At 65.6% G+C, this 24,679-nt stretch carries 15 protein-coding genes and 1 other RNA gene; 10 read left to right on the top strand and 6 right to left on the bottom strand.

Translation table 11 applies throughout. The annotated features are described in order from the left end of the window. Nucleotides 1-34 precede the first annotated feature (34 nt). Nucleotides 35-2,959: a M16 family metallopeptidase gene (locus AC56LH_RS04460; protein ID WP_499644377.1), complete on the bottom strand. Its 2,925-nt coding sequence runs from the start codon at nt 2,957-2,959 to the stop codon at nt 35-37. Nucleotides 2,960-3,074: 115 nt separating this feature from the next. After that, nucleotides 3,075-5,744 carry a two-component system response regulator gene (locus AC56LH_RS04465; protein ID WP_499644379.1) on the bottom strand — a complete coding sequence of 890 codons (2,670 nt, stop codon included), beginning with the start codon at nt 5,742-5,744 and terminating at the stop codon, nt 3,075-3,077. A gap of 346 nt (nt 5,745-6,090) precedes the next feature. Between AC56LH_RS04465 and ribBA the strand changes: the two genes are divergently transcribed. The 3 genes from ribBA to nusB are packed head-to-tail and all read left to right on the top strand — an operon-like array spanning nt 6,091 to nt 8,206. Beyond that, nucleotides 6,091-7,221: a bifunctional 3,4-dihydroxy-2-butanone-4-phosphate synthase/GTP cyclohydrolase II gene (gene ribBA / locus AC56LH_RS04470; RefSeq protein ID WP_499644380.1), complete on the top strand. Its 1,131-nt coding sequence runs from the start codon at nt 6,091-6,093 to the stop codon at nt 7,219-7,221. A 15-nt stretch (nt 7,222-7,236) separates the two neighbouring features. After that, entirely contained in the window at nt 7,237-7,716 is a 480-nt protein-coding gene (gene ribH, locus AC56LH_RS04475; protein ID WP_499644382.1) for a 6,7-dimethyl-8-ribityllumazine synthase, read from the top strand. A 19-nt stretch (nt 7,717-7,735) separates the two neighbouring features. Further along, on the top strand, nt 7,736-8,206 hold the full coding sequence (nusB, locus tag AC56LH_RS04480) for a transcription antitermination factor NusB (protein WP_332529834.1): 471 nt from the start codon (nt 7,736-7,738) through the stop codon (nt 8,204-8,206). Between the two features lie 146 nt (nt 8,207-8,352). Here the strand turns inward: nusB and AC56LH_RS04485 are convergent, their stop codons facing one another. Next, on the bottom strand, nt 8,353-9,156 hold the full coding sequence (locus AC56LH_RS04485; protein ID WP_499648391.1) for a transglycosylase SLT domain-containing protein: 804 nt from the start codon (nt 9,154-9,156) through the stop codon (nt 8,353-8,355). A gap of 623 nt (nt 9,157-9,779) precedes the next feature. Here AC56LH_RS04485 and ubiD point away from each other — a divergent pair. The 6 genes from ubiD (at nt 9,780) to AC56LH_RS04515 (ending at nt 17,473) form a co-directional block, all read left to right on the top strand. After that, nucleotides 9,780-11,264, top strand: a complete 1,485-nt coding sequence (gene ubiD, locus AC56LH_RS04490) for a 4-hydroxy-3-polyprenylbenzoate decarboxylase (RefSeq protein ID WP_258836015.1) — start codon at nt 9,780-9,782, stop codon at nt 11,262-11,264. Nucleotides 11,265-11,333: 69 nt separating this feature from the next. Further along, nucleotides 11,334-11,432: signal recognition particle sRNA small type (ffs, locus tag AC56LH_RS04495), an RNA gene on the top strand. A gap of 210 nt (nt 11,433-11,642) precedes the next feature. After that, the gene (locus tag AC56LH_RS04500) at nt 11,643-13,925 is read left to right on the top strand and encodes a DNA polymerase III subunit gamma/tau (protein ID WP_499644384.1); all 2,283 of its coding nucleotides are present in this window, start codon (nt 11,643-11,645) and stop codon (nt 13,923-13,925) included. A gap of 40 nt (nt 13,926-13,965) precedes the next feature. Then, on the top strand, nt 13,966-14,295 hold the full coding sequence (locus AC56LH_RS04505) for a YbaB/EbfC family nucleoid-associated protein (RefSeq protein WP_183550557.1): 330 nt from the start codon (nt 13,966-13,968) through the stop codon (nt 14,293-14,295). Nucleotides 14,296-14,354: 59 nt separating this feature from the next. After that, entirely contained in the window at nt 14,355-14,945 is a 591-nt protein-coding gene (recR, locus tag AC56LH_RS04510; protein ID WP_183550560.1) for a recombination mediator RecR, read from the top strand. Nucleotides 14,946-15,067: 122 nt separating this feature from the next. Next, complete coding sequence (locus tag AC56LH_RS04515) at nt 15,068-17,473, top strand: penicillin acylase family protein (protein WP_499644386.1); 2,406 nt, start codon at nt 15,068-15,070, stop codon at nt 17,471-17,473. A 20-nt stretch (nt 17,474-17,493) separates the two neighbouring features. Here AC56LH_RS04515 and AC56LH_RS04520 read toward each other — a convergent pair whose 3' ends face one another. The 3 genes from AC56LH_RS04520 to AC56LH_RS04530 form a co-directional block, all read right to left on the bottom strand. Next, nucleotides 17,494-19,656, bottom strand: a complete 2,163-nt coding sequence (locus AC56LH_RS04520; RefSeq protein WP_499644388.1) for a putative bifunctional diguanylate cyclase/phosphodiesterase — start codon at nt 19,654-19,656, stop codon at nt 17,494-17,496. 1 nt (nt 19,657) lies between these two features. After that, nucleotides 19,658-22,507 (bottom strand): response regulator, encoded by a 2,850-nt coding sequence (locus tag AC56LH_RS04525; protein ID WP_499644390.1) that lies wholly within the window; start codon nt 22,505-22,507, stop codon nt 19,658-19,660. A gap of 458 nt (nt 22,508-22,965) precedes the next feature. Continuing rightward, nucleotides 22,966-23,601 carry an NAD(P)H-dependent oxidoreductase gene (locus AC56LH_RS04530; protein ID WP_499644392.1) on the bottom strand — a complete coding sequence of 212 codons (636 nt, stop codon included), beginning with the start codon at nt 23,599-23,601 and terminating at the stop codon, nt 22,966-22,968. Between the two features lie 96 nt (nt 23,602-23,697). Here AC56LH_RS04530 and AC56LH_RS04535 point away from each other — a divergent pair, with 96 nt between their 5' ends. Next, nucleotides 23,698-24,624, top strand: coding sequence for a LysR family transcriptional regulator (locus AC56LH_RS04535; protein WP_499644394.1), 927 nt, complete (start codon nt 23,698-23,700; stop codon nt 24,622-24,624). Nucleotides 24,625-24,679 lie beyond the last annotated feature (55 nt).

The raw sequence follows: 24,679 nt of genomic DNA on the forward strand, positions 1-24,679 counted from the left end.
CCCGCCACCAAGCGACCGGCGGGGCGGACTGGCATCAGGTGCCGGGCGTTGCCGGCACGTCCGGTTGGCCCGTGGCCGGCGCCTTGGCCACGTTCGCGGCCTTGGTTACCAGCTCCGGATTGAGCACCACCTGTACGTAATTCTTGGTGTCGAAGTAACGCCGCGCCGCGGCCTGCACGTCCTGCGCCGTCAGCGCGCCGACCTGCTGCTCGACCTTCAGGATCGAGGCCGGATCGGTGCCTTCGGTCAGGCTCGATTGCAGGTTCGCTACCCAGTAGCCATTTTCGCGCAGCGAGCGGCGGTGGTTCTGGATCCAGCCGGATTTCACTTTCTCCAGCTCGGCAGCATCCGGTCCGTTCTCCTGCAGGCGCTTGATCTCGGCAAACGTCGCGGCCACGACCTTGTCGACGTTTTCCGGCCCGGTTGGCAGGTTGATGCCGATCGAGTAGTTTCCGTACGGGATCTTGCTGAGCGCGCCGCTGGCGCCGCCGCCGTAGATCATCGCCATCTTTTCGCGCAGCACCTCGATGATGCGCAGATTGGTGACCTCGATCAGCGCCGACAGGCGCAGCTGCTCGGCTTCGGAAAACTCGGCCGGGCCCGTGAAGTTGATCGAGATCGTGCTCTTCGGTTCAGTACCGCTGCGCACCTCGCGCTTGACCACGCCAGTTACCGGACGCAGGCCCACGTCGCGAAACGCCACCGGCACCGCAGGCGTCGGCAGCGTGCCCAGATAGCTCGTCAACAGCGGGCGGATCGCCTTGTCGTCGAAGCTGCCGACCAGGATGAACGTCATGTCCTTTGCGCTCGAGAAGCGCTGGCGGAAGATGGCGATGCTGCGATCGAGGTCGATCTTGGCATATTCGTCGGCCTCGAGCGAGCGTGGTGCGCGCGGGTGATTGCCAAACAGTGCCGACACCACGGCGTCGCCGAAGCGCCGGCCCGGCTGGCCGCTGGCATTGCGCGCGATCTCGGCCTGCTTGTCGATATATGCGTGGAACAGGTCTTCGTCGCGGCGCACGCCGGCGAACTTCAGCCACAACAGTTGCAGCATCGTTTCGATGTCGGTCGCGCCCGAGGCGCCAGCGATGACGTCGGTGTAGCTGCCCAGGCCCACGGTCACGCCGGCCGCCTTGCCGGCCAAAATCTTGCGCATGTCGAGCGGCGTGAAATCCTTCACGCCCATGCTGGCCACGATCGCGTTGGAAAAGCGCGCGTTGAGGATGTCCTGGTCGGGGAACAGGCTTTGCCCGCCCGGGCGCGCTGCGCTCAGCACCACCTGGTCGTTCAGGAAATCGGTGGGTTTCAGAATCACCTTCACGCCGTTGGAGAGCGTGAGGCGCGTCAGGCCCAGCGCCTTGTCGTGCTCTTCATGCGTGATCGTGCCGGGTTGCGCCGGCCGCTCCATCAGGCGCGCCGCCAGCAATTTCTCGTCATACGGCGCGACCGGCTGGCGCGCGGCGTCGCTGACCGCGGCCAGCAATTGCGGGCCGGTGGGCGTATCGGATTTGGCCACGCCCGTGTACAGCACCAGCTTGCCCGAGTCTTGCGGGATCGTGCTGCGCGCGTACGCGTTCATCTCGGCCTGCGTGATGCCGGGTACCAGGTTCTGCACGTAGCGGTACTCGGTCTCGATGCCGGGGATGGCTTCGTCCTGCAGGAAGTTGCGGATGTATTCGGCGGCGTAGGTGCCCGAATCGCTCTTGGCGCGCTCGTTCCAGGCCTGTTCGTAGGTGCGCATCAGGTTTTTCTTGGCACGCTCGATTTCCTGCACGCCGAAGCCGTGCTGGCGCGCGCGTTCGTTTTCCTGGACCAGCGCCGCGATGGCAGGCTGCGCGCCGCGCGGGCCGATGGCGGCCGACGCATTGTAGGCGCGGTAGCGCGGGGTCAGCTTGCCCAGCGAGCTGCTGGCGCCCAGCCACGGCGCATCGGGCAATTGCGAGATTTCAGCCAGGCGCGCGCTGAGCATCGACGCGAACAGACCCTGCACCAGCTCTTCGCGGTAGGCGCGCACGGTGCCCAGGTCGCGCACCGGCTGCACCGGATAGCGGATCAGCACCGCATTACCGTCGGCTTCGGGGTCGGTCACGACCAGCGCCTCGGTGTCGGCGCGCGCGGGAATTGCGGCGTACTCGCGCGGGCGCGGTGCGGCTGGATTCTTCAGGCGCGTGAAGTGCTGCTTGACGAGCTTTTCGGCCTGCGCCGGATCGATGTCGCCGACGACGACAACCGCCATCAGGTCGGGCCGGTACCAATCCTTGTAGAAGCGCTTGAGCGTCTCGGGCTTGAAATTGCGCAGCACGTCTTCGCGGCCGATCGGCAGGCGCTCGGCGTAGCGCGAGCCGTTGAACAGGCGCGGATAGATCTGCTTGCCCATGCGGTCGGCCGCGCCTTTGCCCAGGCGCGCTTCTTCGAGGATGATGCCGCGCTCCTTGTCGATGGCGTCGCTATCGAAGCTCACGCCATGGGCCCAGTCTTCCAGCACCTGGAAGGCCTTGGTAACATTTTGTGGTTGGTCGGTCGGGATCGGGAGGATGTAGACGGTTTCGTCGAACGACGTATAGGCATTCAGGTCGGCGCCAAAGCCCACGCCGATCGATTGCAGGTACGACACCAGCTCGTGCTTGCGGAAATGGGTGGAGCCATTGAACGCCATGTGCTCGACGAAGTGTGCGAGGCCGCGCTGGTCGTCGTCTTCGAGGATCGAGCCGGCCTTGACGACCAGGCGCAGTTCGAGCTTGCGTTCGGGGCGCGCATTGCGCTGGATGTAGTAGGTCAGGCCATTGGCCAGCTTGCCGACCTTGACTTGCGGGCCGACCGGGATCGCGGCATCGAGCTGCAGCGCATCCATTTTCGAGACGGCTGCCGTTGGCGCACTGACCTGCGGCGCACTGTGCGCCAGCGAGGACACGCACACCGCCACGGCCAGCCATGCGCCGCGTACAAATTTGTTGCTCATTGGGTGTTCCCGGTGACTTGATCCGTGCATTTTACAGGGCGCCCATCCGTGCACGGCTGGGCTTAAGGCTGCGCTAACGAACGCCGCACCAGGGGATGCGGCGTTGCAGGAGCACTTACAGTTTCACGCCGCCCAGCGCCAGCAAGCCGGCCATCTCGGACGCCGGGATGGGCCGCCCGTACAGATATCCCTGCATCACGTCGCAACCGAGCGAACCGAGAAAATCGCTCTGGCCGATCGTCTCGACGCCTTCGGCCACCACCGCCAGGGACAGGCCCTTGGCCAGCGCGATGGTGGCCTGGGCGATCGCCGCGCTGCGCTGCTCGCTGGTGATGTTGCGCACGAACGTCTGGTCGATCTTGAGCTTGTCGAGCGGGAAGCGCGACAGGTAGCCCAGCGATGAGTAACCGGTGCCGAAGTCGTCGAGCGAGAGCGACACGCCCAGCTCGCGCAGTTCGGCCATCTGGGCCTCGGCCGCGCTGCTGTCGCCCAGCATCACGCTTTCGGTCAGTTCGACTTCGAGCCAGCGCGGCGCCAGACCGCTGTCATGCAGCGCGGCGCGCACCACCGAGACGACGGCGCCGGCCTTGAACTGGTGGGCCGATACATTGACCGCCACGCGCACCGGCGCCAGGCCCGCATCCTGCCAGGCCTTGTTCTGGAAGCACGCCTGGCGCACGACCCATTCGCCGATTGGATGGATCAGGCCCGTGTCTTCGGCCAGCGGGATGAAGTCGGCCGGCGAGACGTTGCCGATCTCGGTGCTGTGCCAGCGCAGCAGGGCTTCCATGCCGACCAGCGTGCCATCCAGGCGCGAAACCTGCGGCTGGTAGTGCAGTGCCAGCTCGTTGCGTTCGATTGCGCGCCGCAGGCGCGTCTCGAGCGCCAGCCAGCGCAGCGCCTCGGCGTTCATCTCGCCCTTGAAGAAGCGAAAGCCATTGCGTCCCGATTCCTTGACGTGCGTGAGCGCCGCATCGGCCGCCTTGAGCAGGTCGCCCGGCGCGTCGCCATCACGTGGGTAAATGCTGATGCCCACGCTGCCGGTGACCACCAGGTCGTGGCCGCCCACGCCATGCGGCTCGGCGACCGCGTCGATCAGTTTCTGCGCGCAGTAGATGACGTCGTCGGTGTCGTCGAAGTCGGTCATCAAGAGCACGAATTCATCGCCCGACAGGCGCGCCACCGTATCGGTCGGGCCGGCCAGCACACTGACGCGGCGCGCGACTTCGCGCAGCACGGTGTCGCCGGCGGCGTGCCCGAGGCTGTCGTTGATGCGCGAGAGCCGGTCGACGTTGAACAGCAGCACGGCGACCTGGCTGGCATCCTGGCGCGCCGCGGCCAGCGCCTGGCCGACGCGGTCGTTGAACAGCGAGCGGTTCGGCAGTTGCGTCAACACGTCGTGGTTCGACAGGAAATCGAGCTGGTGGTGGGCCGCCTTCAGCGCCGACAGGTCGGTCGAGACCGACACATACGCCGTCAGGTTGCCGGCATCGTCGCGCACCGCGCTGATGCTCATGCTGGCCGGGTAGATTTCGCCGTTCTTGCGGCGGTTCCAGATTTCGCCGCGCCACTGGCCGTCTTTTTCGAGGCAGTTCCACATGCTGGCGTAGAACGCGGCGTCGTGCCGGCCCGAGCGCATGAAGCGCGGGTTGGTGCCCATGACGTCGGCTTCGAGATAGCCGGTGATGGTTTCGAAAGCCGGATTGGCGGCGACGATATTGGCGTCGGCGTCGGTCATCAGGATGGCTTCCTGCGTGCTGTCGAACACCTGGCGCGCCAGTTCCAGCCGGTGTTCGCTGTCGCGCAGGGCGGCGTCGGCATCGGCGCGCGCGATGGCTTCGAGCTGCAGCTGCGCCGCGTGGTGCTGCACCACTTCATACAGGTTCAGGTTCTCGTACGCGACCGCCAGTTGCGCCGCCAGCGCCGTGGCCCAGCGCTCTTCTTCGTCCGAGAACGGCGCAGCGCCGTCGGCGCGCGTGCAATACAGCCAGCCGAGCGGATGCTGCAGGTCGTGCACCTGCAGCCCCAGCAGATGCACGACGCGCGGATGGCCGGCGGGCAGCGTGGCCAGCAGCGCATCGTCTGCGTCAAGCCGCAGCGGGGCGCGGGCGCGCAGCAGCACGCCGGGCAGGTCGTGTTCGTCCAGTGCCGATGGCAGCAGCAGTGCGGCGTCGACACCATAGGTGCCCAGGTGGCGCACAGTGCTTTCCGAGCTGCCCAGCAGGCACAGCGCGACGCAGTCGGCATCGAGCACGCGGCGCACGGCGTCGACGAATGCTGCGGCCAGCGCCTCGACCCGGCGTTCGCCGACGAGCATCATGCACATGCGTTCGAGTTCGCCCAGGCGCGCGCCCAGGTCGAACGGCAACGCGCGTTCGTGTTCTTGTGCGGTGGGGCCGGGCACCGGTGCGCCGCCGGCCACGCCCAGTTCGGCCTCGACGGCTTCGAGAATCCGGTGCGGGTCGGCCGGCTTGCCCAGTACCGTGGTCACGCCGCACCTGGCCGCCATTGCCAGCGTTTCGCGCTCGGAGTAGACGGCCGAGAAGAAGATGACGCGCGTGGTTTCCAGCGCCGGTTCGGCGCGCAGCTGCTGGACGAACTCGTAGCCGTCCATCGTCGGCATCAGGATGTCGGTGATGATCAGGTCAGGTCGTTCGGTGCGCGTGATGGCCAGCGCGCAGACGCCGTTTTCGGCTTCGAGGATGCGGTACCCGGACAGGCCAAGCAGGGCGCTCAGATAACTGCGGTTGCTAGGCCGGTCGTCGACGATCAGGATGGTCGCCATCAGTCGTGCCTGCGGTTGGCGTTCGCGCGCTGGGAGCGATCGGGATGGACAACCGGCATGGCAACTCCGTCAAAAAGACTGCCGCTGTGGATGGGTAAATACGGCAATAATGTGTTAATCATAATCCAGTTGGTTGCAGTCGTGCCACGGGCATGCTAAGCGAATGGACTAGCTTAACAATTAACCGACACGCGGTCACCTGTGGTTGTCTATTGGCAACGCATGGTTGACGACACGGGCGCGCCGTGCTGGCAATTTGGCCCTCCGGCCATCGGGAATGCAGTTGGGTGTCGGTAAATCCTTTAAAATAGCGGATTACGCAAAACCCCTGTTTCAAGGAATCTGTATGTCCATTTCCAGCACCGAGGAAATCGTCGCCGAACTGCGCGCTGGCCGCATGGTTATTCTGGTTGACGAAGAAGATCGCGAAAACGAAGGCGACCTCGTGCTTGCAGCCGATTTCGTCACCCCCGAGGCGATCAATTTCATGATCCGCCACGCCCGTGGTCTGGTCTGCCTGACCCTGACCGAAGAACGCTGCGACGAGTTGGCCCTGCCGATGATGACGTCGAAAAACGGCACCTCGTTCGGCACCAATTTCACCGTGTCGATCGAAGCGGCCGAGGGCGTGACCACGGGCATCTCGGCGGCCGACCGCGCGCGCACCATCCAGGTCGCCGTCAACAAGGGCACCGTGCCGGACGATCTGGTCCAGCCGGGCCACATCTTCCCGCTGCGTGCCCAGAAGGGCGGCGTCCTGATGCGTGCCGGTCATACCGAAGCAGGTTGCGACCTGACGCAGATGGCGGGCCTGTCGCCCGCCTCGGTGATCTGCGAGATCATCAAGGAAGACGGCACGATGGCGCGCCTGCCCGACCTGATCGAGTTCGCCAAAGAGCACGATCTCAAGATCGGCACCATCGCCGACCTGATCCATTACCGCAGCCAGAACGAATGCCTGGTCGAGCGCATTGCCGAACGCGCGCTGTCGACCGAGGCGGGCGAGTTCAAGCTGGTGGCGTTTCGCGACGCGCCGAGCGGCTCGGCCCACCTGGCGCTCGTGCATGGCGAGCTGTCGCCAGAAAAAGAAGCGCTCGTGCGCGTGCACCAGCCGGTGTCGATCCTCGACCTGCTGGAAAACCGCGCCACCACCCACTCGTGGGACATGGCTTCGGCGATGCGCACGATCAAGGCCAGCGACGCCGGCGTGATCGTGCTGCTCAATTGCGGCGAGACGGCCGAACAACTGTTCGCGCAACTGGCGCCCCAGGACGCCAAGGGCAGCCGCGCCGGCGCCCGCGCCGCGTCGATGGACCTGCGCACCTACGGCATCGGCGCCCAGATCCTGCGCGCGCTGGGCGTGGGCAAGATGCAGCTGCTGGCCAATCCGCGCAAGATGCCGTCGATGACCGGGTTCGACCTGGAAGTGACCGGCTACGTGCCGCGTCCCGACGCCTCAACCATCCAATCCAACTAATACAAGAGGTCAGTCATGACGGTAGGAACTTTTGAAAGCAATATGCAGGGCGAAGACCTGCGCATCGGTATCGTGCAGGCCCGTTTCAACGAGACCGTGGGCAACGGCCTGCTGTCGTCGTGCCTGGCTGAGCTCAAACGCCTGGGCGTGGCCGACGAAGACATCCTGCACGTGACCGTGCCGGGTGCGCTCGAAGTGCCACTGGCGCTGCAGCGCATGGCCGTGACCGAACAGTTCGACGCGCTGATCGCGCTGGGCGCGGTGATCCGTGGTGAAACCTATCACTTCGAGCTGGTGTCGAACGAATCGGGCGCGGGCATCACCCGCATCGGCCTTGATTACGGCATCCCGGTCGCCAATGCGATCCTGACCACCGAGAACGATGCACAGGCAGAAGCGCGCATGGCCGAAAAAGGCGCCGACGCCGCACGTGTCGCCGTCGAAATGGCCAACCTCCTGATGGCGCTGGACGAGCTGGTGCCAGAGGACGAATAACAATAAAGGCAAGAGAACAATGACTGACAAGAATATGCACGCCAACCCGAGCAAGAACCGCACGCCGCGCCACCGCGCGCGCGAGTTCGCGCTCCAGGGTCTGTACCAGTGGCTGCTGAACAATGAGCCGGCGCGCATCGTCGCGGCCAATATCCGCAGCGCCCACGGTTTCGACAAGGCCGACAGTGATTTCTTTTCGGCGCTGCTCAATGGCGCGATCAGTACGTCGGTCGAGCTGCGCGAGTCGATCGCCCCGCTGATCGACCGTTCGATCGCCGAGCTGTCGCCGATCGAGCACGCGGTGCTGCTGCTGGGCGCGTACGAGCTGAAGAACCATCCCGAAGTGCCGTACCGCGTCGTGATCAACGAAGCAGTCGAGCTGACCAAGTCGTTTGGCGGTATCGACGGCCACAAGTATGTCAATGGCGTGCTGGACAAGCTGGCCCAGCGCCTGCGTCCGGACGAAGCGGCAGGCGATCAGCGCCGCTGATCGTACAGGTTGCGCAATCGAAAAAGCCACCGTGCGCGAGCCGGTGGCTTTTTTTATGTCTCATTTCGTAGGGTCGGCGGCTATGCCGTCCACCCTACATAAAAAAACCACCGTCGCAGCGGTGGTTTTCAATTGCGCCGTTGAATTTACAGACCGGCCAACGCGTCCGAGGCAACCACCGGTGCGGTAGCAGCCGTGGCTGCTTCCGGCACTGGCTTGGCATCCGGCTTGGCGCTCTCGCCGTCGCGCTGCTTGCTGACGACAACCGGTGCCGGCGTCGGCGCTGGCGTATTACGCTTCATTGCCGGCACGTTCTGGCCTTTCGCGACCTGGTTCAGCAGGCGGTACTCGTTGATGACCTTCGCGCCGTATCCCTGGTCGCTGTCCATGTCGGCAGCGCCCACATAGGTCTTCAGGCCGCCTTCGACCGAGCCAGTACGCTTGACGTAGTCTTTCAGGATCAGGGCGCCGACACGGATGTTGGCCACAGGATTCAGGGCTGCCTGCTGGCCGCCGACTTTCTCGAACTTGTCGTGGTGCACCTTGGCCATCACTTGCATCAGGCCCTTGGCGCCCATCGCGCTTTCGGCAAACGGGTTCAGGCCCGATTCGATGGCCATCACCGCCAGGATCAGGAGCGGATCGAGTTTCAGATCATGCGCCGTCAGGTAGGCGGTCGAGACCAGCATATTGGCAGCGTCGCTGGCGACGCGGTAACGCTTCGACAGCCATTTGGTCACGTACTGCTGCTGCTTGCTATTGCCAAGCGTGGCGGGCGACGAACCCATGTGGGTCGTTTCCACGGCAACTGTCTGGGCCGTGGCCTGCATTGCAGGCACGACGGTGGCGACTGGTGCTGCCGGCAGCATGGTGGCAACGACCGGTTGCGGATGCAGCATCTCGGAGACGCGCTTGGCAACGCTGTCGTTGGAGTAGATCAGGGCCATCAGGGCCACAGCACTAAGACCGAATACGGTCAGGGTAGAACGCGCAGTTTGTACCACACTGCGTGCCGTTTTCGTCACGGATGACACCGTGATGGGCTGGCTGGCCCTGGAATGCATGAACTTTGCGCTCATGATTAAACGATGAAACATCGAATTTCCCCTTGTCGCGGCAAAAAGAAGCCCGTCGTCGCGCCAAAGGCGTTACGTGGGGGTGCTCTGGACCGTGCATCAGAAAATCGTTTGTCGCCGCGACGCGGCCGACTAACGCCGTCATTGCCTTGCTTCAGCTGGCTGCCGTCCAACATGGGGACTGGTGCCAGTGGCTCAACAACTGTCTCGGGGGAGTGGGCAGACGCCCGTTGAAAACACTCCTACAATGTCATGTGGGGCCCCGACCCCGTGAATGCATGAGAACAGCTAAAATTGTGTCAAAAAAGGTATCGCCGTCTCATCAAGTAGGACGGATTGTATGGGCGAGCTTATATCAAGTCAACCCTAGCACGACTGTTCTATATTACTTCCAGTTATTAAGGGTGTACTGATGAGCGTGAAACACTTGTCGAATCAATCACTTGGCGGCGTCGCTTCACTAATGTTCTGCAACCGAAGAAAAGCTTAAAAACTTGATGAAATATACAGATTTGCGTGATTTTATGGCCCAATTGGAGCGCATGGGTGAACTCAAACGTGTCGATTTTCCCGTCTCGACGCACCTTGAAATGACCGAAGTGTGCGACCGCACGTTGCGCGCCGAGGGGCCCGCGCTGCTGTTTTCCAAGCCGACCGGGCACACGATTCCGGTGCTGGCCAATCTGTTCGGCACGCCGAAGCGGGTGGCGCTGGGGATGGGCGCGAGCGATGTGAGCGAGCTGCGCCGCATCGGCCACGTGCTGGCGCGCCTGAAGGAACCCGAGCCGCCCAAGGGGTTTGCCGACATCATGGGCATGGGTTCGCTGGTAAAAGCGGTGTGGGACATGGCGCCCAAGGAAGTCAAGGGCGCGTCCTGCCAGGAGATCGTCTGGGAGGGGCAGGACGTCGACCTGGCCCGCCTGCCGATCCAGCATTGCTGGCCCGGTGACGTCGCACCGTTGATTACCTGGGGCCTGGTGATTACCAAGGGGCCGAACAAGAAGCGCCAGAACCTGGGCATCTACCGCCAGCAGGTGCTGGGCCGGAACAAGGTCATCATGCGCTGGCTGGCGCACCGCGGCGGCGCGCTCGACTTTCGCGAGCACGCGCTGTCCAACCCGGGCAAGCCGTACCCGATCGCCGTGGCGCTGGGCGCCGATCCGGCCACCATTCTTGGCGCGGTGACGCCGGTGCCCGATTCGCTGTCCGAATACCAGTTTGCCGGCTTGCTGCGCGGCAGCCGCACGACGCTGACCAAGGCGATCGGCAGCGAGCTGCGCGTGCCGGCCTCCGCCGAGATCGTGCTGGAAGGCCATATTTATCCGGACGCGAACCACCCGACCGGTTTCGAGCATGCACTCGAGGGGCCGTATGGCGACCACACTGGCTACTATAATGAGCAGGACAGTTTCCCGGTGTTTACGATTGACCGGATCACGATGCGGCGCGACCCGATCTACCATTCGACCTATACGGGCAAACCGCCGGATGAGCCGGCCGTGCTGGGCGTGGCGCTCAATGAAGTGTTCATCCCGTTGCTGCAGAAACAGTTCACCGAAATCACTGACTTCTATCTGCCGCCGGAAGGCTGCAGCTATCGGATGGCGGTCGTGCAGATGAAGAAGCAGTACGCGGGCCACGCCAAGCGCGTGATGTTCGGCGTCTGGAGCTTCCTGCGCCAGTTCATGTATACCAAGTTCATCGTGGTGGTCGACGAAGACGTCAATGTGCGTGACTGGAAAGAAGTGATCTGGGCGATCACGACGCGCGTCGATCCAACCCGCGACACGGTGCTGGTCGACAACACGCCCATCGATTACCTGGACTTTGCGTCGCCGATCAGTGGCCTGGGCAGCAAGATGGGCATCGACGCGACCAATAAATGGCCGGGCGAGACCAACCGCGAATGGGGCACGCCGATCGTGATGGCGCCGGACGTGAAGGCGCGCGTGGATGCAATCTGGCAAGAGCTGGGGATCTGATGGCAGTGGCCGGCAACCGATGTTGCCGGCCATTTCCCTAAACCGCGTGCGTGCGGTATAATTCGCGCTGGCGGGCCCCTGCGCATTGCGGCATGGTTTACCTGGTCAGGTCGGGAACGAAGCAGCCAAAGCCGTTCACCGCAAGTGCCGCAGATCAGGCTCGCCTCTTTCGTTGTTCTTCGCTGTAGTTCGCGTCTGTAGTTCGCGTCTGTAGTTCGCGTCTGTCGTTCATCTTCGGTTTTCTGTTTGCCCCCCCTTTTTGCACCACGTTCGCCAGCACGGCGCCGTCACGCCTGTCGCCAGCACTGCATGCCGTCTTGTATGCCAGCGCATCTGCCGAATGTCCGCGGCGGGCGTCATCTGCGGTAAAATCGTGGCATGTCCTATCAAGTCCTCGCCCGCAAATACCGTCCCAAGAATTTCGATACGCTGGTTGGCCAGGAGCACGTCGTTCGTGCACTGAGCCACGCCCTGCGCACCGGGCGGCTGCACCATGCCTATCTGTTCACGGGTACCCGCGGGGTCGGCAAGACCACGCTGTCGCGCATCCTGGCCAAGTCGCTCAATTGCATCGGCCCGGACGGGCAGGGCGGCATCACCGAGCAACCCTGCGGCGTCTGCGAAGCCTGTGTCGCCATCGATGCTGGCCGCTTCGTCGATTACATCGAGATGGATGCGGCGTCCAACCGCGGCGTCGACGAGATGGCGCAGCTGCTCGAACAGGCGGTCTACGCGCCAAGCAATGCGCGCTTCAAGGTCTATATGATCGATGAGGTGCACATGCTGACGAACCACGCGTTCAATTCGATGCTCAAGACGCTCGAAGAACCGCCGCCGCACGTCAAGTTCATCCTCGCCACCACCGACCCGCAAAAGATCCCGGTGACGGTGCTGTCGCGCTGCCTGCAGTTCAACCTCAAGCAGATGCCGCCGGGGCATATCGTTGGCCACCTCGAAGACATCCTGGGGCAAGAAGGCGTCACGTTCGAGCAACCGGCACTGCGCCTGCTGGCGCAAGGCGCGCACGGCTCGATGCGCGATGCGCTGTCGCTGACCGACCAGGCCATCGCGTATGCCGCCGGCCAGGTCACGCTGGAAGCGGTGCAGGGCATGCTCGGCGCGCTCGACCAGTCGTACCTGGTGCGCCTGCTCGATGCGCTCGCTGCGCAGGATGGCGCCGACCTGATGGCGGTGGCCGATGAAATGGCCAGCCGCAGCCTGTCGTACAACGGCGCGCTGCAAGACCTGGGCACGCTGCTGCACCGCGTCGCGCTGGCGCAATCGGTGCCGGGCGCGGTGCCGCAGGATTTGCCCGAGCTGGCTGACATCATGCGTCTGGCCGGCCTGTTCGAGCCGCAAGAAGTACAGCTGTATTACCAGATCGCCGTGCATGGCCGTAACGAGATCGGTCTTGCGCCGGACGAATACGCGGGCTTCACGATGACGCTCTTGCGCATGCTGGCATTTCGCCCCGGGCAGGGCGGCGCCGAGGTCCAGGCCCCGCCTGCCGCCGCACCGATCAATGTGCCCGGTGCCCGCGCGGCAGCCGCCGCTGCCGCCAGCCATGCAGCGGTGACGCCGCGCGCGGCTGCATCGGCTACCGCGTCGGCTACCGCGTCGGCGAGCGCGCCGACGAGTGCACCGGCGAGCGCACCATCTGCCGTGACGCCCCCGGCACCGGCACCACGTCCGGCGCCGCCGCCGCCGCCGATGCCGACCGCGCCCACGGGCGCCTCGGCACCTGGCGCGCCGCCAATGACGTCGGCGCGGGCCGCGATCAATGCAGCGCTGGAAGCAGCGCGCGCCGGTTCCGGCATGCGCTCGGGTGGCAACAAGCGTCCCGAGTCCGCTCCTGCTCCTGCTTCTGCTCCCGCTGCCGATGTTGCACCGCCGCCGCAGCCACCGCGGCCTGCGGCACCCGGCGCGGGCGCGGGCGTCACCATGCGTGCGGCGCCAGCGGCGCCAGCGGCGCCGCAAAGCCGGTCCGCGCCGCCATGGGATGGCGGTGGCCAGCAGGCCGTCGCCCAGTCCATCGCACCGGCGCAGGCGCAAGCGATCGCGCCGCCGCAGCCGGCGATGCGCGCCCAGCAGCCGCCCGATGACGATGTGCCGTCCTGGGTCACCGAGTTTTCGGACGATACGGCCGTCGCCACCGTCGCCACCGTCACCACCGAGGCCGCGCCGGCCGTCGCAGTAGCCCCGGCCCCGGCTGCAGCCGTGCGTGCGCCGCGCGTGGCGCCGCATGCTTACGTGGTCACGCCGGTGCCCGAGATCGGCTGGGACGGCAACTGGCCGGCGCTGGCCGGCAGCCTGCCGCTGCGCGGCGTGGCCCAGCAACTGGCGCTGCAGACCGAGCTGGTTGCCTGCGAAGCACGCGACAACGCGGTGACGTTCCGTCTGCGCGTGCCGGTCGACACGCTGCGCGCCAGCGGCAACAGCGAAAAGCTGGCGGCCGCGCTGCAAGAACATTTCCCGAACCTGCGCGTGAGCGTGGAATCCGACATCGGCCCGGTGTGGTACACCGCCGGCGCCGAACAGAAAGCGGCGCGCGAGGCGCGCCAGCGCGAGGCCGAGGCCCTGGTCGCGGCCGACCCGTTCGTGCAGGAACTCGAGCAACGCTTCGATGCGTTCGTCGTGCCCGGCTCGGTCAAGATCGCCTGATCCAATCACTACAGACAACCCCTATTTGGAGAACCACACCATGATGAAGAACCAGCTCGCAGGCTTGATGAAACAGGCGCAAGCCATGCAGGACAACATGAAGAAGGCGCAGGAAGCGCTGGCCCTGGTCGAAGTCGAAGGCCAGTCGGGCGCCGGCCTCGTCAAGGTTGTCATGACCTGCAAGAATGACGTCAAGCGCGTCACCATCGACCCGTCGCTGCTCGGCGACGACCGCGACATGCTGGAAGACCTGGTGGCCGCCGCGTTCAACGACGCGTCGCGCAAGGCAGAAGCCACCGCTGCCGAAAAAATGAGCGGCGTGACCGCCGGCATGCCGGGCCTGCCGCCTGGCTTCAAGATGCCTTTCTGATCCAGGAATGATGCGGTCCTGCCGGCGCCATGCCGGCGGGCCGTCCTGTTCATCCACCCATGTCGACATCCCTCGAATTTCTCATCGAATCGCTCCGGCGCCTGCCTGGCGTGGGCCCCAAGTCCGCGCAGCGCATGGCGTTTCATTTGCTCCAGCATGACCGCGAAGGTGCTGCGCAACTGTCACGCGCGCTGTACCAGGCGGTCGACACGGTGCACCACTGCATCAAGTGCAATACCTTCTCCGACATCGAGATCTGCGACCTGTGCGCTGATCCCGAGCGCGACCACACGCTGCTGTGCGTGGTCGAGACGCCGGCTGACCAGTTGATGGTCGAGCAGACGCTGACCTGGCGCGGCTTGTACTTCGTGCTGATGGGGCGCCTGTCGCCGCTGGACGGCATCGGGCCGCGCGACCTGCACCTGGAAAAGCTGGTGACGCGCGCCACCGATGAGGTAGTGGGCGAAGTGGTGCTGGCCACGAATTTCACCAACGAGGGCGAAGCCACCGCGCACTACATCAGCGAAATGCTCAAGGCGCGCGGACTCAAGGTCAGCCGCCTTGCGCGTGGCGTGCCGGTTGGTGGCGAACTCGAATATGTCGACGCGGGCACGATCGCGCGCGCGATGCTTGATCGGCGCAGCACGTAGGCGTCATTGCCGGCTTGCGCGCCGGTATGTCCGAGACGAGGCCCGTTGACGCGGGCCTCCTTTCTTTCTGGCACAGTTTTCTGGCAACATATGCAGCACGCGGGTCGCACTCAGGAGACACCATGCAGGGATGGAAAAAATGGACGTTGCGCGGTTTTGCCGCGCTGCTGGGCCTCGTGCTGCTGGTGCTGCTGGGCGCCTGGCTGTTCCTGCGCGCCAGCCTGCCGCAGCTCGACGGCGAGCGTCAGGGCGCGGGCCTGTCGGCCGAGGTCCGCATCGAGCGTGACGCCACCGGCGTGCCCCTGATTACCGGCGCCACACGGCTCGACGTCGCCTATGCGACCGGTTTCGTGCACGCCCAGGAACGCTTCTTCCAGATGGACCTGCTGCGCCGCACGGCAAGCGGCGAGCTGGCCGAGCTGTTCGGGCCACGCGCCGTGCCTCTCGACCGCGCTAACCGGCTGCACCGTTTCGCCGCCCGCGCCCGGACCACGTTCGCACGCCTGGCCCCGGCCGAGCGTGCGCTGCTCGAACGCTATGCGGCCGGTGTCAATGCCGGTCTGGGGGCGCTGGACGCGCGACCGTTCGAATACGCGCTGACCGGCGCGGCGCAGCGTCCGTGGCACGGCGCCGATTCGCTGCTCGTCGTCTGGGCCATGTACATCGACCTGCAAGGCATGCAGGCGTCGCGCGAACTGGCGCGCGGCTGGCTGCGCGAGCACAGCGACGCTGACCAACTGGCGTTCCTGTTGCCCGAGGCAACCGCGTTCGACACCACGCTCGATGGCGGCGCACCGCCAGCGCTCGCCCCGATGCCCGCACGTGCGCCAGCCTGGTGGGGTGGGGCGCCCGCTGCACCAGACGCCCCCATCAAGCTGGCTGGCCTGGACGTGACGGATTCGGTCGGCAGCAACAACTACGCGCTTGCCGGCAGCCGCAGCACGAATGGCGCGGCAATCGTCGCCGATGACATGCATCTTGGCCTGCAATTGCCCAACATCTGGTACCGGCTGGCGCTGCGCTTTCCCGACCAGGCGGCGCCCGGTGGCCAGCGCCGCCTGGTGGGTGTGAGCCTGCCCGGTGCGCCGCCTTCGGTCATTGTCGGCAGCAACGGCCAGGTGGCGTGGGCCTTCACCAACAGCTACGCCGATGCACTCGATCTGGTCGAACTGCGCGTCGATGCCGCCCGTCCGGGCCAGCTGCAAGTGGCGGGCAAATGGGAAACGCCGCAGGAGCACGTCGAGTCGATCCTGGTAAAAGGCGCACCGGCCGAACGGCTGGTCGTGCGCGAGACGTCGCTCGGCCCGGTGCGCGAGGTTGCCGGCCGCAGTTACGCCGTGCACTGGATCGCGCATGATCCGGCGGCGCTGAACATGCATCACATCCAGCTCGAGTCCAGCGCCACGCTCGCTGCGGCGCTGGCGACGGCGGCCACCGATGGCATCCCGGCGCAGAACTTCGTGGCTGGCGACACGCAGGGGAACATTGGCTGGACGATTGCCGGTCTGCTGCCGCAGCGTGCCACCGCCCCTGGCGATACCACGTTTCCGCTGACGCCGGATGGCGCAACGGCCACCTGGACGGGCGCGCTGCCCTACGCCGCGCATCCGCGCGTGATCAACCCCGCCAACGGCCAGCTCACTACCGCCAACAGCCGCCAGTTGATGGGCGCCGGTTACGCGCTGCTGGGCGACGGCGGCTACGATCTGGGCATGCGCAACCGCCAGTTGCACGATGGGTTGGCGGCGCTGGGGCCGCAGACCGACGTACGGCGCGCGTTCGATGCGGCGCTGGACGACCGGGCGATCCTGATCGGCGCCTGGCGCGACCGTGCGCTGGCGGCGCTCGACGCCGGGGCGCTGGCAGGGCATCCGGCGCGCGCCGAGTTCCGGCGCCTGCTCGAGACCAGCTGGGATGGCCGCGCCAGTGTGAATTCGGTCGGCTACCGGCTCGCACGCGATTTTCTGTGGGCGCTGCACGACTTGCTGTACAGTGGCGCCAATCTGGCGCTGAAGGACCTCGACCCGAAGGCCAGCGCCGCTGGCGCCAGTGCGCGCTGGCCGGCGGTGGTGGCGCGCCTGCTCGACGCACGACCGGCCGGCTGGCTGCCGCCCGGTCACGCCGATTGGCAGGCGCTCCAGGTGGCCGCGGTGGACCGCGCGATCGCCGCACTGCAGGACGCCGGCACGCCGCTGGCGCAAGCCACCTGGGGCCAGCGCAACACGGCAGGCGTCGCGCATCCGATCAGCATGGCGGTGCCGGCGTTGCGGCCCTGGCTGGCCGCACCGGCCGACCAGCTGGCAGGCGACGCGCACATGCCGCGCGTGGCGGGGCCGAAGTTCGGCCAGTCCGAACGCCTGGTCGTCTCGCCGGGGCGGGAAGAAGAAGGTTTGTACAATATGCCGGGCGGGCAGAGCGGGCATCCGTTGTCGCCGTTCTTCCTGACCGGCCACCAGGCCTGGGTGGATGGCAAGCCGACGCCATTGCTGCCGGGGGCGGCGCGCTACACGCTGCGCCTGCGTCCCTGATACCGCCGATGCTGCCGGCCTTACCTGGCCGGCAGCATCAGCTGCACGACCTGCAGCAGCTCGGTAATCGTCTCGGCAGTGGAAGGGTGGCCAAGGTAGTACCCCTGCACCATATCGCAGCCATACTCCTCCAGCAGCAACAGCTGTTCGCCCGTCTCGACCCCTTCGGCTACCACCACCATTTTCAGGCCATGCGCCATCGCGATGATCGCGCGCGTGATGGCGGCGTTTTCGGAATCCTGCGGCAGGCCCGAGATGAAGCTGCGGTCGATTTTAAGTGCGCGCACGTCGAAGCGTTTCAGGTAATTCATCGATGAATATCCGGTGCCGAAATCGTCGATCGACAGGTGCACGCCGATGTTGCGCAGGCGTTCGAGCGTGACCATCGTGGCGCGCGCATCGTCCATCAGCGTGCCTTCGGTCAGCTCCAGCTCCAGCAGGCGCGGTTCGAGCCCCGTGTCGAGCAGCGCCGAGAGCACGATCTGCGACAGGTTCTCGTCCTTGAACTGCTTGGCTGACAGATTCACCGCGATGCGCAGCGTGCGCTGCGTCAGGCGTTGCCACGTGCGCGCCTGGCGGCAGGCGGTGCGCAGCACCCATTCGCCGATCGGCACGATCAGGCCCGTCTCTTCGGCCAGCGGAATGAACTCGGTCGGCGCAATCAGGCCCCGCTCCGGATGGCGCCAGCGCACCAGCGCCTCGACGCCGACGATCTCCGCGCTGGCCACGTCGCGCTGCGGCTGGTAGACCAGATACAGCTCGTCGTTCTGCAGTGCGCGGCGCAGGCCCACTTCGAGCTTCACGTGGCTCATGATCTGCATCGTCAGCGATGAGCTGTACAGCTTGGCGTTGTTCTTGCCGCAGCTCTTGGCGTGGTACATCGCGGTGTCGGCAAACTTGAGGAGCGAGCCGGAATCGTCGCCGTCTTCCGGGAACAGCGAGATGCCGATGCTGGCCGTGACGAAGATCTCGTTGCCTTCGATGAGAAAGGAGCGCCGCATCGCTTCCTTGACCCGGTGCGCGACATTGAGCGCATGTTCGACCCGTTCGAGATCCGGGATCAGGATCGTGAATTCGTCGCCGCCCAGGCGCGCCAGGTTGCTCGCGCCTTCGCCGTCGCCGTTATCGTTTGCTGCGCCGCTGTCGCCGCGCGAGACCAGATCGCTCGGGCGCGTGGTGTCGCGCAGGCGTTCGGACACCATCTTGAGCAGCTGGTCGCCGGCGTTGTGGCCCAGCGTGTCGTTGATGCGCTTGAACGCGTCGAGATCCATGAACAGCACCGCGAACTTCTTGTTGCCGATCCGCGAGCGGTGCAGCTCGCGTTCGAGCGTTTCCAGAAACGCCTGGCGGTTCGGGATGCCTGTCAGGCCGTCGCAATACGCCAGGCGCCGGATCTGCTCTTCGGCGCGTTTGCGCTCGCTGATGTCGCGCACGAGGCCCAGCACTTCGGATGAACTGGTGGCCACCAGCCGCGCCTCGAAATGCTGGGCCACGCCCGAGTCGGTCAGTTCATATTCGACCGAGCGCACCTGGTGGGTGGCCAGCACGGTCTTCATCTGGTCCAGCATGCGCCCGGCGATTTCCGGTGGCAGCGTATCGGTCAGGTGCTTGCCGATGAAGTGGATGCCGGCGCCATCGGCCGTTACCGCACCGGTGGGGCTGCCCTGACGCGCATGTCCCGCCTCATAGTCGAGATAAAAGCCGTCGGCATTCAGGCGAAAGAAGGTATCGGGAATCGCCGCCAGCACGGCGCGGTTCTGGGCATCGGCAATGCGCAGGCGCGCGATGGCGTCGCTGGCGCGCAGCACGTACAGCACGCGGTGCCCGAGGATCGGCCAGTTGATCGGCTTGGACACGAAATCGGTCGCGCCCACTTCATAGGCATGGGTCACGGCATCGATGTCGTCGCTGCCGGTCACCATGATGACAGGCACGCAGACGCCGTCGCGTTCGGCCGCGCGCAGTGCGCTGCAGGCAGCGAAACCATCCATGTGTGGCATGTCCACGTCCATCAGGATCAAATCGGGCCGGCTGCTGCGCGCCCGGGCCAGAGCCTCGATGCCGTCGCCGGCCTCGATGCCCTCCAGGCCGACCTGCGCCAGCATCTCGAGCATCAACAGCCGCATGACGGGATCGTCGTCGGCGACCAGGACAGTCACGCGCCGGGTGGGGGCGGAGGGCATATCAGGACTCCTTTTCAAGCGATGCGTGAAGCGCCTGGCGCACCGAGCGGAACTCGCGTTCCAGGTCGGACAGCAGCGGGCCGCCGCTGTCCACGTTGCCGCTGCGTCCCAATTGTTCGAGGTCGCGGCACAGGCCGGACAGGTGCGCCGCGCCGATATTCGCGCTGGCCGATTTCAGGCCGTGCGCGACGCGCCGCACGCTCTCCGCATCGCCTTCACCCAGCGCCTGACGCAGCGTATGCAACTGGCGCGGCGTGTCGCCGACATAGGCGGCGATCACCTTGTTCACGAGCGCGTCGCCGTTGTCGCGACTCAGCGCGCGGATGTTCTCCAGGGCCGCGCGGTTGATGGCAGCAGTGCCCGGGGCGCTGTGCGTGGCGGCAGGCGCGGTCGCGGGCCTGGCTGGCAGCAGCGGCGTCGCCGGCGCAATCTCGACCACCGGCTCGTCGCCGTGCTCGCGCGCCGACAGCAGCGGCATCGCGATCCAGCGACCGATGACGGCCGCCAGTTGCTGCTGGGTGAAAGGCTTGGACAGGTAGTCGTCCATGCCCGCCGCCAGGCACGCTTCGCGGTCGCCCTGCAGCGCGTTGGCGGTAATGGCGATCACGGGCAACCCGCGCTGGCGGCCCATTTCGCGTTCGTGGCGCCGGATCTCGCCGGTGGCCACGAAGCCGTCCATCACCGGCATCTGACAATCCATCAGCACCGCGTCCCAGCGGCCTTCGTGCACGGCGCGCAGCGCTTCCTGGCCGTTTTTCGCGCAGCCCGTTTCCAGGCCCAGGCTTTCCAGCATCGCGCGCGCGACTTCGACGTTGACGGGATTGTCCTCGGCCAGCAGCACGCGCCGCGCACGCCTGGCCGGTGGCAGTGCGGGCGCCGCGTCGCTGGCCGCAGCAGGCGGCAACGCCCGCCGGGGCAGGCGCGCCGCCAGGCACGCGTACAGATCGGCCGCGCGCGCCGGTTTGACGAGCTGGTAGGCCACGCCTGCCTCGCGCCGCTGCACCGGATCGGCGGCCAGCCGTTCGGGGCTGAGCAGCACCAGATGCATGCCCTGCGCCAGTGGTTCGGCGCGCACCGCAGCGGCCAGTGCCAGGCCGCTGGTCTCGCGCAGTTCCATGTCCAGCACCGCTGCGTCGTAGGGTTGCCCGGCGCGGGCCGCGTTGACCAGCCATTCGAATGCGAGCGCGCCACCGACGTCGTCGCAGCGCGCTTGCCACGCGTTCAGCTGCTGCACCAGCGCCTTGCGGCTGGCGTCCTGATCGTCGACGACCAGGACGCGCAGGCCGTCCAGTGTGTTGTGCTGATGGCCCGGGGCCTCCGGGTCGACCCGGTGCTTGTCGAAGCTGACCGTGAACCAGAATATCGAGCCACGCTGCTGCGCATTCTCGACGCCGATGGCGCCGTTCATCAGCTCCACGAGCTGCTTCGAAATCGCCAGCCCCAGGCCGGTGCCGCCGTACTTGCGGGTGGTGGAATCGTCCGCCTGCGAAAAGGCGTTGAACAGGCGCGCCCGCGCCTCGCGCGAGATCCCGATGCCGGTGTCGTGCACCTCGAAGCGCAGCACGACCTGCTGCGCGTCTTCGCCGGCCACGCGCACGCGCGCCAGGATGTGGCCATCGTCGGTGAACTTGAGCGCATTGCCCAGCAGGTTGGCCAGGATCTGGCGCAGCCGGTTCGGGTCACCGCAGATCGCTACCGGGATGTCGTTGGCGATGTCGAACTCGCAGCCCAGGCCCTTGGCCGCAGCCTGTGGCGTGTAGACGTTGTGGATGTCGTCGAGCAGATCCCACAGGTTGAAGTTGATGTATTCGATCGTGAGCTTGCCGGCTTCGATCTTGGAAAAATCGAGGATGTCGTTGATGATCACCAGGAGGTGCTCGCCCGAGCGTTTCACCAGTTGCGTGTAGTTGCGCTGGGTCTCGGTCAGGGGGGTGGCCAGCAACATGTCGGTCATGCCCAGCACACCGTTCATCGGCGTGCGGATCTCGTGGCTCATCGTGGCCAGAAAGCCGCTCTTGGCGCGGCTGGCCGCTTCGGCCGCGTTCTTGGCTTTCTCGAGCTGCTCGGTGCGCACGCCGACCTGGCGTTCGAGTTCGTCGCGGTGGTGCAGCAGGGCGGCGCCGCGCTCCTCGATCTGCGCCAGCATGCTGTTGAAGCTGTCGATCAGCACACCCAGTTCGTCGCTGCGCTGATGCGGCACGCGCAGGCCGTAGTTCTGGCTGGCCGAGACCTTTTGCGCGGCCTGGATCAGTTTGGTGATCGGCTCGGCGATGCTGTGTTTGAGCCGTCCGGCCAGGCCGAGCGAAACCAGCATCGCCGCGCCCATCGCCACCCCGATCACGCCCAGGCTGGCGGCGATATCGAGCCACATCGGCAGCAGGTCGGCTTCGATCATCACTGCGCCCACCACCAGCTCGCCGTGCTGGACGGCCTGCACCACGCGCATGTGGCGCCCCAGCAGTGCGCGGCCAGCGTTACTGACCTGTTCCAGCGTGGCGGCGTCGACGCCCTCCAGGGCAGGCAGGTCGGCGTCCTGGCGCGCCGGCGCGCGGTAGGTGGCGATGGGCTGGCCGAAACGGTCGTACAGCGCGGCTGCCGAAATGCTGCGCTGGGCGTCGAGCGCCGACAGCGTGGCGCCGGCCTGCTTGCGGTCGACCAGCAGCAGGTCGCCGGCACTGGCCGCGCCGATGATGCGCGCGAACGCCGCCAGCTGCACGGCTTCGTCCTTGCGGTGGTTGTGGATGGACGTGACGGCGAATGCGCCGAACACGAACAGCAATGCCATCGCCGTCGAGAGCAGCGAGATGATGGTCAGCTTCCGGTTCAGGCTCGAGCGCTCGAAGTTCGGCATCGCAATTCCCGCGGTGGGCACAGCGGCATGGACCTGCACGACGCGGATCCTCCGCGCGGGCAAGAGCCCGCAGGAAAAAAATATACGGGGTAGGGGCGTGCGCGGCTTTGCGAGAGCGCAAACAGGGCAGGCGAAGCGGGATCATGTTGCAAACACGCCCAAATCGAAAGGAACGCGCCTACATTGATCCCTGAACCCTGGATGGGCTGGTCCGGATGACCACTTTGTTGGCATGTCGCTCGAAAAGTAACTAACCAACTATGATGCTGGCGACCAGAAAAGAGCGGCCATCACGATCGACGCCTGCGCGAGACGTCTACACGAGACGCCTCACGGGCAAACGCGGAGGGCGCAAAAGTGATCCGTAGGGCGATACGCCGATGGTGCGTCGTTCGCTTGATCATGGTGGGGAAGGGCGGCGCATCGACGCCGCCCAGCAGCTTGCGGAGAAACGTGGATCAGTTAACTTCGCTGACGAACTGTTCCAGAGGGCGGCGCACTTTCGCCAGGCCTGCGAGCCAATCATCTTCGGTCTTGCGATAGCCCAGCGGCAGAATGACCACGCTACGCAGGTGACGCTCGCCCAGATTCAGGATATCGTCCACAGCGGCCGGATCGAAGCCTTCCATCGGCGTGCAATCGACTTCCTCGAAGGCGGCAGCGATCATCGCCGCAGTGAAACCGATGTAGGCCTGGCGCGCCGCGTGCTCGAAGTTCACCTGCGCATCGCGGCCCGGGTAGGTCGACAGCAGTTGCTGACGGTACGCTTCCCAGCCTTCGTTGCGGAAACCCCGCACTTCGTTGGTCAGGTCGAACATGTGGTTGATCCGCTCGGGCGTGTAGTCGTCCCAGGCAGCGAAGACCAGCAGGTGCGAGGCATCGACTACCTGCGCCTGGTTCCAGGCGACGTCCTTGATCTTGGCGCGCAGCGCCTGATTCTTCACGATCAGGATTTCATAGGGCTGCAGGCCGGACGACGTCGGCGCCAGGCGCGCGGCTTCAATGATGCGCTCGATCTTATCCTGCGCCACCTTGCGGGTTGGGTCCATTGCCTTGGTAGCATAGCGCCAGTTCAGTTTGTCGAGCAATTCCATGTGAGTCCTTTCGAATGAGAGACTCACCATTGTATTGTTTCTCAGAAGATAGATAAACTACGATTTCGGCAAATGATTTGTTCTTGAGGAAGCAAGATGGCGAGAAAGTTTGATCACCTGGCCGATGTCGAAGTGTTTTTGAGCGTCGTCGAGCACGGTTCGTTCAGCGCAGCGGCAGTGGTGCTGTCGACCACACCGTCGGTGCTGAGCCGGGCCCTGTCGCGGCTCGAAGCACGGCTCGCCACGCAATTATTGCGCCGGACCACGCGTAGCCTCAGCCTCACCGACGCCGGCCAGCGCTACGCCAACGAGGCACGCGACGCCTTTGCCCGCCTTGGGCAGGCAGAGCAGGCGATGCGCAGCACGACGGCGCAACTGAGCGGTAAGGTCCGCATGAGCGTGTCCACCGGCTACGGGCAGCAACGTTTGCCGCCCATCCTGGCCGCCTACGCACGCGCCTATCCGCTGGTCGAACTGGACGTCGACATCACCAACCGCAACGTCGATCTGGTGGCCGAGGGATTCGACCTGGCGATCCGCTCCGGCCCACTGCCCAGCAGCACGATGGCGTCGCGCCAGCTGGAAGCATCGCCACTATGCCTGCTGGCATCCCCGGCCTACCTCGAAACAGCCGGATCGCTCGAGACGCTCGACGACCTGGCGCGCCAGCAGTGCATCGCCTTTGTCCGGCCCAACACCGGACGGGTGTTCCCCTGGCAGTTGCGCGATGGCGGGCGCGACATCGACTGGATCCCGCCGGCGTCGGTGATGGTATCGACCGACGCGATGGGCGTCATCTGGCTGGCCGAGCAGGGGATGGGGATCGCACTGTGTCCGCGCCTGTTTGCGGAAGCCAGTCTGGCGGCGGGACAACTGGTGGAGATATTGCCGCAGCTAAGTGGCCGCACGCGCGCATTCTCGGTCGTCTACCCGGCCCACCGCGGCCTCTCAGCCGCATCGCGCGCACTGATCGACATGCTCGTCGCAGCACGGGCAAGTTCAAAAAGCCGGGGTCAGGTCTGACATTTGGACACGGACTCATCCTTTGGCCGTCCACAAGGGGTTTCACGAATAGACT

Source organism: Telluria sp. LT1R51-2, assembly GCF_059685775.1.

Coding starts and splice junctions, on each gene's coding strand:
- ribH (WP_499644382.1), top strand. CDS start 7,237: ATGACGGTAGGAACTTTTGAAAGCAATATGCAGGGCGAAGACCTGCGC.
- AC56LH_RS04505 (WP_183550557.1), top strand. CDS start 13,966: ATGATGAAGAACCAGCTCGCAGGCTTGATGAAACAGGCGCAAGCCATG.
- AC56LH_RS04530 (WP_499644392.1), bottom strand. CDS start 23,601: ATGGAATTGCTCGACAAACTGAACTGGCGCTATGCTACCAAGGCAATG.
- recR (WP_183550560.1), top strand. CDS start 14,355: ATGTCGACATCCCTCGAATTTCTCATCGAATCGCTCCGGCGCCTGCCT.
- ubiD (WP_258836015.1), top strand. CDS start 9,780: ATGAAATATACAGATTTGCGTGATTTTATGGCCCAATTGGAGCGCATG.
- AC56LH_RS04460 (WP_499644377.1), bottom strand. CDS start 2,959: ATGAGCAACAAATTTGTACGCGGCGCATGGCTGGCCGTGGCGGTGTGC.
- AC56LH_RS04465 (WP_499644379.1), bottom strand. CDS start 5,744: ATGGCGACCATCCTGATCGTCGACGACCGGCCTAGCAACCGCAGTTAT.
- AC56LH_RS04525 (WP_499644390.1), bottom strand. CDS start 22,507: ATGCCGAACTTCGAGCGCTCGAGCCTGAACCGGAAGCTGACCATCATC.
- AC56LH_RS04500 (WP_499644384.1), top strand. CDS start 11,643: ATGTCCTATCAAGTCCTCGCCCGCAAATACCGTCCCAAGAATTTCGAT.
- nusB (WP_332529834.1), top strand. CDS start 7,736: ATGACTGACAAGAATATGCACGCCAACCCGAGCAAGAACCGCACGCCG.
- ribBA (WP_499644380.1), top strand. CDS start 6,091: ATGTCCATTTCCAGCACCGAGGAAATCGTCGCCGAACTGCGCGCTGGC.
- AC56LH_RS04535 (WP_499644394.1), top strand. CDS start 23,698: ATGGCGAGAAAGTTTGATCACCTGGCCGATGTCGAAGTGTTTTTGAGC.
- AC56LH_RS04515 (WP_499644386.1), top strand. CDS start 15,068: ATGCAGGGATGGAAAAAATGGACGTTGCGCGGTTTTGCCGCGCTGCTG.
- AC56LH_RS04520 (WP_499644388.1), bottom strand. CDS start 19,656: ATGCCCTCCGCCCCCACCCGGCGCGTGACTGTCCTGGTCGCCGACGAC.